Below are 12,077 nucleotides of genomic sequence, written 5' to 3' on the forward strand. Positions count from 1 at the left end.
GGCCCGGGAAGACGAACACCACCTTCCCGCGCGGAGCGGCCACGCCCCTGACGAGGCCGGTGTGCGGCCGGTCGGTGGCCAGCGCGTCGAGCGTGGCGAGCAACGAGGCCCGGTCGGCCGCGACGGCCACGGCACGGTGGGGCAACGCGGCCCGTCCGGTGGCGAGGGTGTGCGCGATGTGCGACGGTCCCAGCTCGGGGCGGGCGGCGAGGTGGTCGCGCAGGTGCCGCGCCTGTGCCGCCAGAGCCTCGGGACTGTGGGCCGACAACACGACCGGCACCGGCAGGGCGACCGGTTCGAGGACCGGATCGGGCGCCGGCGGCCGCTCTTCGAGGATGACGTGGGCGTTGGTGCCGCTGATGCCGAACGACGACACCGCCGCGCGGCGGGGCCGGTCGTGTTCGCGCGGCCACGGGCGCCGCTCGGTGAGGAGGCGGACCGCGCCGCTGTCCCAGTCGACGTCGGGGCTGGGCTCGTCCACGTGCAGGGTGCTCGGCAGGAGGCCATGGCGCATGGCGTGGACCATCTTGATGACGCCCCCCACGCCGGCCGCCGCCTGCGTGTGGCCGATGTTCGACTTCAGCGAACCGAGCCAGGCCGGTTCGTCCCGGTCCTGCCCGTACGTCGCGAGGAGGGCCTGCGCCTCGATCGGGTCGCCGAGGCGGGTGCCCGTGCCGTGCGCCTCGATCGCCGCCACGTCGGCGGCGGACAGGCCCGCGTCGGCGAGGGCCGCGCGGATGACACGCTGCTGCGCCGGGCCGTTGGGGGCGGAGAGCCGGCCGCTCGTGCCGTCCTGGTTGACCGCCGTGCCGCGCACGACCGCCAGGACGGGGTGGCCGTTGCGGACGGCGTCCGACAGGCGTTCGACCAGCAGCAGACCGACGCCCTCGCCCCAGCCGGTGCCGTCGGCCGCCGCCGCGAACGCCTTGCACCGGCCGTCGGGCGACAGGCCGCGCTGGCGGCTGAACTCCACGAACAGGCCGGGCGTGGCGATCACGGTCGCGCCGCCCGCCAGGGCGAGGTCGCACTCGCCGGCCCGCAGGGCGCGGACCGCCAGGTGCAGCGCCACCAGCGACGACGAGCAGGCCGTGTCGATCGTGATGGCCGGGCCGACCAGGCCCAGCACATACGACAGGCGGCCCGAGGCGACCGAGCCCGCGCTCCCGGTCCCGATGTAGCCTTCCAGCTCCTCGGGCGCCTGCCTGATCCGGCCGCCGTAATCGGCGTACATGACCCCGGCGAACACACCCGTCCGGGAGCCGCGTGCCGACTCCGGGTCGATGCCGGCCCGCTCGAACGCCTCCCACGCGGTCTCCAGCAGCAGCCGCTGCTGCGGGTCCATGCTGACCGCCTCGCGCGGGCTGATGCCGAAGAAGGCCGGGTCGAAGTCGGCGGCGTCGTGCAGGAAACCGCCTTCCTTCGTGTACGTCCTCCCGACCCGCGCCGGATCGGGGTCGTACAGCCCCGCGACGTCCCAGCCCCGGTCGCCGGGGAACGGCGAGATGGCGTCCACGCCCTCGGAGACGACCCGCCACAGGTCCTCGGGCGACCGCACGCCGCCCGGATAGCGGCAGGCCATCCCGACGATCGCGATCGGCTCGTGGCGGGCCGACTCGACCTCCGACAAGCGCTGCCGGGTCTGCAGCAGGTCGCCGGTGACCCTTCTGAGGTAGTCGCGGAGCTTGGCCTCGGTGGTCATCGTGCCGTCACCTCTCCTCGTGGTCGGAACCGAGTTGCGTGTCGATGAGCTGGAAGAGTTCCTCGTCGGTGGCGTCCTGGACGACGTCCGCCGGGCCGGTGGGGGACACCAGCGCGAGTAGCGCCGACAACCGGGCCGCGACCAGCTCGCGGTCGCGCTCGCCGAGCGCGGCGGCCGACTCGGCCAGCGTGTCCAGCGCCGTCAGGGCCGGGCCCGCGCCGCCGGGGAGCCGGAAGGCGAGCTCGTCGTGCAGGTGGGCGGCCAGCGCGGTGGGGGTCGGATGGTCGAACAGGAGCGTGGCGGGCAGCCGCAGCCCGGTCTCCACGGCCAGCCGGTTGCGCAGCTCGACCGCCGTGAGCGAGTCGAACCCGAGGTCGAGCAGGCCGCGCTCCGACGGCACGGTCCGCCCCGACGGCAACCGCAGCACGTCGGCGACCACGTCCCGCACCCGCGTGAGCGCGAGCCCCGGCCGGTCGGCGACCGGCGCGCCGGCCAGCGTCCGGACCAGCGGGGGCACACCCTCCTCCCGCTTCCTGGGTTTCGCGCGGGACCACAGCAGGTGTGGGACCTGGTCGGCGGTGCGGTCGAACCGGGCCGCGACCACGGCCGGCACGTCACCCGCCAGCGCGGCGTCGAACAGCGCCAGCGCGTCGGCGGGGTCGAGCGGGGCGACGCCCGTGCGGGCGATCCTGGCCAGCTCGGCGGCGCCGAGCCCGCCGGCCATGCCGCCCTCCTGCGCCCACAGCCCCCACGCGATGGACGTCGCGGGCAGCCCCAGGGCGCGCCGGTGCCCGGCGAGGGCGTCGAGGTAGGTGTTGGCGGCGGCGTAGTTGGCCTGCCCCGCGTTGCCGATGACGCCGGCGACCGAGGAGAACAACACGAACGCGTCCAGGGACCGGTGCCGGGTGAAGTGGTGCAGGAAGTGGGCGGCGTCGGCCTTGGCGGTCAGCACGGCGTGCAGCCGCTCGGGCGTCAGGTCGGCGACGGTGCCGTCGTCGAGCACGGCGGCGGCGTGCACGACGGCGGTGAGCGGCCGGTCGGCCGGGATGTCGTCGAGCAGCCGCCGCAACCGGACCGGGTCGCCGGTGTCGCAGGCCGCCACCACGGGAGCCGCGCCGAGCTCGGTGAGCCGCCGCGCCAGCTCCGCCGCGCCCGGCGCCGCCGCGCCGCGCCTGCTGACGAGCAGCAGGTGCCGGACGCCGTACCGGGTGACGAGATGCTCGGCGAGCAGCGTGCCCAGCGCGCCGGTGGCGCCGGTCAGCAGGACGGTCCCCTCGGGCCGGATCGGCCTGGCGCCCGTGCCGCCGGCGGCGGGCTTCAGCGCGGGCAGGAACGCCGCGCCGTTCCGGAGGGCGGCCTGTGGCTCCAGCAGGGCCAGCGCCTCCCCGGGGTCGGCCGAGCCGTCGGTGTCGACGAGCACGAACCGGCCGGGATGCTCGGTCTGCGCCGTGCGCACCAGCCCCCAGAGGGCCGACTGCGCCAGTCCGGTGACCGGGTCGTCGTCGAGCACCCCCACGGCGTGGTGGGTCAGCACGGCCAGCCGGCCCGGCGCGTCCTGCTCCAGCCAGGCCTGGACGACCTCCAGCACGGCCGAGGTGACCGGCCCGTAGCCGGTGCCGCGCACGTCGAGCACCACGTCGCCGGTCCCGGGCGCGCGGAGGTGGTCGAGCGCCTCACCCGCCGAGCGCAGCAGCGTGTAGGGCGCGGCGGCCTGCGGGGGCGCCTGCGTCCACACCACCCGGTGGAGCCCGCCGGACCTCCTCACCTGGACGGCCAGCTCACCGTCCAGGACGCTGGCGCCGTCCGGGTTGCGCACGGACAGGGCGAACCGGTCGCCGCCCCTGGGCGTCAGCCGCGCCCTGACGGTGCCGGCCGCCCGCACGCCGCGCCGCACGCGCGTCCACGAGAACGGCAGCCGGACGGTGTCGCCGTCCAGCGCCAGGGGGTGCAGGGCGGCGTCGAGGAGCGCCGGGTGCAGGTCGAAGCCGTCGTCGTCCAGGGTGACCTCGGCGAAGAGGTCGTCGCCGTGCCGCCAGGCGGCGCGGAGGTTCTGGAAGGCCGGGCCGTAGACGTAGCCGAGGGCGGCCAGCCGCTCGTAGGCGTCGTCGACGTCGACGGGCTCGCCGGCCGGCCACGCGTGGGATGTGGGCGGCTCGTCGGGGAGGTCGTCGGTGAGGTGGCCGGTGGCGTGCGGCGTCCACTCACCGCCGGGGGCGTCGGCGCGGGAGTGGACGGTCAGGGCCCGCCGCCCGTCCGCGCCCGGAGCGGCGACCGCGACCTGCACGACGACCGCGCCCCCGACGGGGAGCGGGGCGAGCAGGGTCAGCTCGTCCACGACGGGTGCGCCGACACGGTCGCCCGCGTGCAGGGCCAGGTCGAGCAGCGCCGTGGCCGGGAGCAGCGGCGTGCCCGCGATGACGTGGTCGGCCAGCCAGGGGTGGTTGCGGGCGGACAACCGCCCGGTGAGGACCACGCCGTCGTCGCCCGCCAGGTCGACGGCCGAGCTGAGCAGCGGGTGGCCGGTCTCGTCGGGGCCCCTTCGTGCGGGCGGCGGGTTGAGCCAGTAGCGCTCGCGCTGGAAGGGGTAGGTGGGCAGGTCGGTTGCGGCGGCTGTGGGGAGGTGCCAGTCGACGGGGTGGCCGGTGACGTGGAGGGTGGCGAGGGTCCGGGTGATGGCCTGGGCTTCGGGGTGGTTGCGGCGGAGGGTGGGGTGGGCGTGGTGGTCGGGGAGGAGGGCGGTGAGGACGGCGTCGGGGCCGATCTCCACGAAGGTGTGGATGCCGGTTTCGGTGAGGGTGTCGATGACGTCGGTGAAGCGGATGGGTTCGCGGACGTGCCTGACCCAGTGGTCGGGGTCGTCGAGGCCGCCGAGGTGCCCGGTTCGGTCGGAGACGATGGGGATGGCCGGTTGGGTGAACTCCAGGGTGTCGAGGACCTGGCGGAACTCGTCGAGCATGGGTTCCATCAGGGGTGAGTGGAAGGCGTGGCTGACGGTCAGGCGTTTGACCTTCGCGCCGTGGGCGCGTTCGATGACCTGCCGGACCGCGTTTTCGGTGCCGGAGACGACGGTGGCGTGGGGGCCGTTGATCGCGGCCAGGGATACCTGGCCGGTGAGCAGTTCCAGCGTCTCGGATTCGCCCAGGGACAGCGCCGCCATCGCGCCGCCGGGCGGTAGCTCCTGCATGAGCCGGGCGCGGGTGGTGACGAGTTTGGCGGCGTTGGGCAGGTCCAGGATTCCGGCGATGTGGGCGGCGGCGATGGAGCCGACGGAGTGTCCGGCGACCGCGTCGGGGTGGAGTCCGTGGTGTTCCAGGAGCCGGTAGAGGGCGGTCTGGAGGGCGAAGAGGGCGGGCTGGGTGTAGCGGGTTTCGTTGAGCAGGGGGTTTTCGGTGAAGATGATGTCTTTGAGGCCGGGTTCGAGGTGGTTGAGGGCGGCGTCTAGGGCGGCGGCGAAGACGGGTTGGGTCTGGTAGAGCTCGCGGCCCATGCCGGGGCGCTGGCTGCCCTGCCCGGTGAACAGAAACGCCGTCTTCGGTTCGGTGGCCTCCCCTTGCACCAGTGCGTCGTGTGCTTCTCCGTCGGCCAGGGCGGTGAGTGCGGCCAGCAGTTCTTCCCGGTCGGCGGTGACGACGGCGGCCCGGTGGGTCAGCGCGGCCCGGCCGGTGACCGGGAGGGGATCGTTGGTGGTGAAGTGGTCCCGCAGACGGCGCGCCTGCGCCTTCAGCGCCTCGGGCGTGTGCGCCGACAGGAGCACCGGCACCGGGCCGGGTGTGGGTTCCGGTGCGGTGGCGGGTTCCGGTTCTTCCAGGACGACGTGGGCGTTGGTGCCGCTGATGCCGAACGACGAGACGGCGGCCCGGCGCGGCCGGTCGTCGTCGTGGGGCCAGGCGGCGGGCTCGGTGAGGAGACGGACCGACCCGCTCTCCCAGTCGACGTGCGGGGTCGGCTGGTCCACGTGCAGCGTCTTGGGCAGCAGGCCGTGCCGGAGCGCCTGGACCATCTTGATGACCCCGCCGACGCCCGCCGCCGCCTGGGTGTGGCCGATGTTCGACTTCAGGGAGCCGAGCCAGGCGGGCCGCTCACGGTCCTGCCCATAGGTGGCGAGGAGGGCCTGCGCCTCGATGGGGTCGCCGAGGCGGGTGCCGGTGCCGTGGGCCTCGACGGCGTCCACGTCGGAGGGTGTGAGGCCGGCGTTGGCGAGTGCCTGGCGGATGACGCGCTCCTGGGACGGGCCGTTGGGTGCGGTCAGGCCGTTGGAGGCGCCGTCCTGGTTGACCGCCGTGCCGCGTACCACGGCGAGGATCGGATGCCCGTTGCGGCGGGCGTCGGAGAGGCGTTCGACCAGGAGCAGGCCGGCGCCCTCCGACCAGCCCGTCCCGTCGGCGGCGGCGGCGAAGGCCTTGCAGCGGCCGTCGGCCGACAATCCGCGCTGGCGGCTGAACTCCACGAACGTCGCGGGGCTGGCCATCACGGTCACCCCGCCCGCCAGCGCGAGGTCGCACTCGCCCTGCCGCAGCGCCTGGACGGCCAGGTGCAGCGCCACCAGCGACGAGGAGCAGGCCGTGTCGACGGTGACGGCCGGGCCCTCCAGGCCGAACGTGTACGCCACCCGCCCCGACGCCACGCTGCCCGCGCTGCCGCTCACCAGGTAGCCCTCGAAACCCTCGGGCGACCGGTCGGCCTGGTGCAGCCGCGCGCCGTAGTCGTTGTACATGACCCCGGCGAACACCCCCGTGCGGGAGCCGCGCAGCGTGCCGGGATCGATGCCGGCGCGCTCGAAGCTCTCCCACGCCGTCTCCAGCAGCAGTCGCTGCTGGGGGTCGATCGCCGCCGCCTCCCGTGGGCTGATGCCGAAGAACTCGGCGTCGAACCCGGCCGCGCCGTAGAGGAACCCGCCGTCACGGGCGTAGCTGGTGCCGGGGGTGGCCGGGTCGGGGTCGTACAGGGAATCGAGGTCCCAGCCCCGGTCGGCGGGGAAGGGGCCGACGGCGTCGACGCCGTCGGCGACCAGCCGCCACAGGTCCTCGGGCGAGGCCACATCGCCCGGGTAGCGGCAGGCCATCGCGACGATCACGATCGGGTCGTCGTCGGCCCGGGCCGACGGGGCGGCCGCCCGCGGTCGAGGGGTCTCGTCGGCGAGGCGCGACCGCAACCACGTGGCGAGCGCGGCCGGGGTCGGGTGGTCGAAGACCAGAGTGGTGGGGAGCTTGACGCCGACGGCGGCGCTCAGCCGGTTGCGCAGGTCGACGGCGGCCAGCGAGTCGAATCCCAGGTCGGTGAAGGCGCGCCCGGCCGCGACGGGGTCGGCCGACGCGTGCCCGAGCACGGTCGCCGCCGTCTCCCTGACCAGGTCGAGCAGGTCGGTCGCGGCCCGGCGCGGCGTGGGGGTCGTGCGCCTCTCCGGCACGAGCGACCGCAGCGGTGGCGGCACGACCACCCCCGGCGCGGCCAGCGCCCTGGTGTCCAGGCGCGCCGTGACCAGCACGGGACGGTCGGCCCAGCCGGTCCGCAGCGCCGCGTCGAACAGGGTCAGCGCGTCGTCGCGGGACAGCGGCGCGATGCCGGTGCGGGCCAGCCGCGCCAGGTCGGCCGCCGACAGGCGGGCGGCCATGCCGTCGTCCTGCTCCCACAGGCCCCAGGCGAGCGAGGTGGCGGGCCGGCCCAGCGCGTGGCGGTGGGCGGCCAGCGCGTCGAGGTAGGCGTTGGCGGCGGCGTAGTTGGCCTGGCCCGCCGTGCCGACGGTGCCGGTGATCGAGGAGAACAGGACGAACGCGTCCAGGTCGCCGGTGAGGCGGCTCAGGTTGTCGGCTCCATCGGCCTTGGCGGCCAGGACGGCGCGCAGCCGCTCCGGCGTCAGGTCGGCCACCGTCGTGTCGTCGAGCACGGCCGCCGTGTGGACGACGGCGGTGACCGGCCGGTCGGCGAGCAGGCGGGCCAGCGCGTCGCCGTCGGCGATGTCACAGGCGACCAGCTCGGGCACGCCGCCGAGAGCGGTCAGCCGGTCGAGGAGGCCGCCCGCGCCGGGGGCGTCCGGGCCGCGCCTGCTGACCAGCAGCAGGTTCCTCACTCCGTGGTGGACGACGAGGTGCTCGGCGACGAGCCCGCCCAGCGACCCGGTCGCGCCGGTGACCAGGACGGTCCCGTCCGCCCGCAGGCGGCTCGCCCCCGCGCCCACCCCGACCCTGGTCAGGCGGGGCACCACGACGTGTCCCTCGCGGAGGGCGAACTGCGGTTCGTCCAGGGCCAGGGCGGCGGGCAGGGCCCGTTCGGAGGCGGCCGTCCCGTCGGTGTCGACCAGCACGAACCTGCCGGGGTGCTCACTCTGCGCGCTGCGCACCAGCCCCCAGACCGCCGCCTGGCCCGGTTGTTCCACGGGCTCGCCGGCCCGGGTGGCGACCGCCCGGGTGGTCACGAAGGCCAGCCGGGGAGCGTCGCCGGACAACCGGGCCTGGATCGCCGCGAGGGCCCGTTCGGCCGTCTCGCCCGCCGGGCCGGGCGGCACGTGCACGAGGTCGGTCTCCTCGGCGGGCGCCGACGGCAGCGGGACCGGCCGCCAGGTGAGCTCGTAGGCGGGCGCCGACGGGGCCCCGGCGCGCAGGACCACCGACGCGATCGAGGCGACCGGTCGGCCCGTCTCGTCCCAGAGCGTCAGGGCCGCGCCGTCCCGGTCGGCCGGGTCGATCCGGACCCGCAGCGCCGACGCGCCCGAGGCGTGCAGCCGCAGCCCCGACCAGGAGAACGGCAGCCGCAGCCCCGCGCCGTCGCCCGTGACGGGCAGCGGGTGCAGCGCCGCGTCCAGCAGCGCCGGATGCAGGGCGAACCGGCCGTCGTGGGGGAGGGCGAGCACGACCTCGGTGAAGATCGTGGATCCCGACCGCCAGGCCGCCCGGACGTTACGGAACGCGGGCCCGTACTCGTAGCCGAGGCCGGCGAGAGCGGTGTACCACTCGTCCACGTCCACCGGCTCGGCCCCCGGGGGCGGCCAGGCCTCGGGCGCGGCGGCCGGGTCGGGGGCGGCGGTGGTGAGGTGGCCGGAGGCGTGCCGCGTCCACGGCTCGTCGCCGTTCCTGGCGTGGACGGCGAACCCGCGCCGCCCGTCGCCGCCCGCCGGTTCCACCAGCACCTGGAACCGGGCCGGGAGCAGCAGGGGCGCTTCGAGCGTCAGCTCGTCCACCACCGGTACCCCCGCGTGGGCGCCCGCCTGGAGCACCGCGTCCGCGAAGAACGCCCCCGGGAGCGGCACGCCGCCCGCTATCCGGTGGTCGGCCAGCCACGGGTGCGCGTCGTCCGGCAGCTTCCCCGCGAAGAGCACACCGCCGTCGGCCAGCTCGGTGACCTGCTCGAACAGGCTCTCCTTCGGCGTGGCGTCGAGCCAGTAACGCTCGCGCTGGAAGGGGTAGGTGGGCAGATCGGCCGGCGGGGAGCCGCCGCCGACGAGCCGGGCGAGGTCAAGGGGGGTCCCCTTCGTGTACGCCGCCCCGATCGCCGCCGAGACCGTGAGGGGTTCGGCGTGGTCGCGGCGGAGCAGCGGGACGCCGTCGCCGATGAGGGCGCTCAACACGGCGTCGGGCCCCAGTTCGAGGATCGTGGTGACGTCGTGCTCCCGCAGGACGGCGACCGCGTCGTGGAACCGGACCGGCCGCCGGATCTGCCCGGCCCAGTACGCCGGGTCGGTCAGCTCCTCCGCCGTCGCGATCCGGCCGGTGACCGTGCTGACGATCGGGACGACCGGCGCGCGGTAGGTGAGCGTGGCCGCCACGGCGTGGAACTCGTCGAGGACGGGATCCATGTGCGGGGAGTGGAACGCGTGGCTGACCTTCAGCGGCCGCACCCGGCGGCCCCGCTCGGCGAACCGCGCGGCGACCGCCTGCGCCTCGGCGGCGTCTCCGGCGATGACGACCGCGTCCGCGCCGTTGACGGCCGCCAGGTCGACGCCCTCGGTGAGGTGGGGCCGGATCTCCTCCTCGGCGGCCTCGACGGCGATCATGGCCCCGCCCGCCGGGGCGGCGTGCATGAGCCGGGCGCGGGCGGTGACCAGCGTGGCGGCGTCGGCGAGGTCCAGGACCCCGGCGACGTGGGCGGCGGTGACCTCGCCGATGGAGTGGCCGGCGAGCAGGTCGGGCCGGACGCCGACGTGGTCGAGGAACCGGAAGAGGGCGGTCTCCAGGGCGAAGAGCGCGGGCTGGGTGTAGCGGGTCTCGTCGAGCAGTGTGTTCCCGGTGAAGACGATGTCCTTGAGGCCGGGTTCGAGGTGGGCGAAGGCGGCGTCGAGGGCGGCGGCGAAGACGGGTTCGGCCTGGTAGAGCTCGCGGCCCATGCCGGGCCGCTGGCTGCCCTGCCCGGTGAACAGGAACGCGGTGCGCGGCCGCGCGACCGCTTCGGCCCGCGTGGCCGACGGATGGTCCCCGCCTTCGGCCAGCGCGCCGAGCGCGGAGAGGAGCCCGGCCCGGTCGGCCGCGACGACGGCGGCGCGGTGCGGCAGCCGCGCGCGCCCGACGGCGAGTGTGCGCCCGACGGCGCGCAGGCCGAGTTCGGGGCGAGTGGCGAGGTGGTCGCGCAACCGCCCGGCCTGCGCCCGCAGGGCCTCGGGGCTGTGCGCCGACAGGAGCACCGGCGCCGGGCCGACCTCCGTCGCGGTGGGAGCGGCCGTGGGCTCGGGTTCTTCGAGGATGACGTGGGCGTTGGTGCCGCTGATGCCGAAGGAGGACACCGCCGCGCGGCGGGGCCGGTCGTCCGGTCGTTCCCACGGCCGGGCGTCGGTGAGGAGGCGGACCGCGCCGCTGTCCCAGTCGACGTGCGGGGTCGGCTCGTCGACGTGGAGGGTCTTGGGGAGCACGCCGTGCCGCATGGCGTGGACGATCTTGATGATGCCGCCGACCCCGGCCGCGGCCTGGGTGTGGCCGATGTTCGACTTCAGGGAGCCGAGCCACAGGGGCCGGTCCGGCGCGCGGTCGCGGCCGTAGGCGGCGAGGAGGGCCTGCGCCTCGATCGGGTCGCCGAGGCGGGTGCCCGTGCCGTGCGCCTCGACGGCGTCCACGTCCGACGAGTGCAGGCCCGCGCCGGCGAGCGCCTGGCGGATGACGCGCTCCTGGGACGGGCCGTTGGGTGCGGTCAGGCCGTTGGAGGCGCCGTCCTGGTTGACCGCCGTGCCGCGTACCACGGCGAGGATCGGATGCCCGTTGCGGCGGGCGTCGGAGAGGCGTTCGACCAGGAGCAGGCCGGCGCCCTCCGACCAGCCCGTCCCGTCGGCGGCGGCGGCGAAGGCCTTGCAGCGGCCGTCGGCCGACAATCCGCGCTGGCGGCTGAACTCGACGAACGTGCCCGGCCCCGCCATCACCGTCACGCCGCCCGCCAGCGCCAGGTCGCACTCGCCCCGGCGCAGCGCCTGCACGGCCAGGTGCAGCGCCACCAGCGAGGAGGAGCAGGCCGTGTCGACGGTGACCGCCGGGCCCTCCAGCCCGAACGTGTACGCCACCCGCCCCGACAACACGCTCCCGGTGTTGCCGGTCAGCAGGTAGCCCTCAAGGTCCTTCGGCGCCCGCGTCAGCCGGGCCGCGTAGTCGTTGTACATGACCCCGGCGAACACGGCCGTACGCGAGCCGCGCACCGAGTCGGGCGCGACGCCGGCCCGCTCGAAGGTCTCCCACGCCGTCTCCAGCAGCAGTCGCTGCTGCGGGTCGATGGCCGCCGCCTCCCGTGGGCTGATGCCGAAGAAGGCCGGGTCGAAGTCGGCGGCGTCGTACAGGAAACCGCCCTGCCTGGTGTACGAGGTGCCGACGCGGTCGGGGTCGGGGTCGTACAGGGAATCGAGGTCCCAGCCCCGGTCGGTGGGGAAGGAGCCGACGGCGTCGACGCCGTCGGCGACCAGCCGCCACAGGTCCTCGGGCGAGGCCACGCCGCCGGGGTAGCGGCACGCCATGCCGACGATGACGATCGGATCGTCGTCCCGGACCGCCACCACGGCCGCCGTCTCGCGGGTCGCCTCACCGGGCAGCAGGCCGGTCAGGTAGGCGGTGAGCGCGTCGGCCGACGGGTGGTCGAAGGTGACCGTGGCGGGCAGCCGCAGCCCGGTCACCGTGCCGAGCCGGTTGCGCAGCTCCACCCCGGTGAGCGAGTCGAAGCCCAGATCCCGGAACGCGCGCGCCGGGTCGATGCCCGTCGGGCCGGTGTGGCCCAGCACGTCGGCGACCGCCGTCAGCACCGTCTCCGCGACCGCCTTGGGCCGCTCGTGAGCGGGCAGGGCGGCGACCCGGTCCGGCCACGACCCGGCCTTCGTGCGCCGGACCGGCGGGACGAGCCCGCGCAGCGGCGCGGGCAGCGGCCCACCGGCCGCGCGCCGCCGCAGCGCCGCGGCGTCCACGCCCGCCGGGACCAGCAC

The 12,077-nt window shown here is 75.8% G+C and carries 2 protein-coding genes; both read right to left on the reverse strand.

Annotation, left to right across the window (positions count from 1 at the left end; translation table 11 throughout):
* On the reverse strand, positions 1-1,699 hold a 1,699-nt coding region (locus AW273_RS35655), incomplete at its 3' end, for a type I polyketide synthase (RefSeq protein WP_198168533.1).
* A gap of 7 nt (positions 1,700-1,706) precedes the next feature.
* A complete protein-coding gene (locus AW273_RS35660; protein WP_232327749.1) occupies positions 1,707-12,059 on the reverse strand; it encodes a type I polyketide synthase in 10,353 nt (3,450 codons plus the stop codon).
* Between the last annotated feature and the right edge of the window lie 18 nt (positions 12,060-12,077).

It is taken from the genome of Herbidospora yilanensis (assembly GCF_001570565.1).
GTDB lineage: Bacteria > Actinomycetota > Actinomycetes > Streptosporangiales > Streptosporangiaceae > Herbidospora > Herbidospora yilanensis.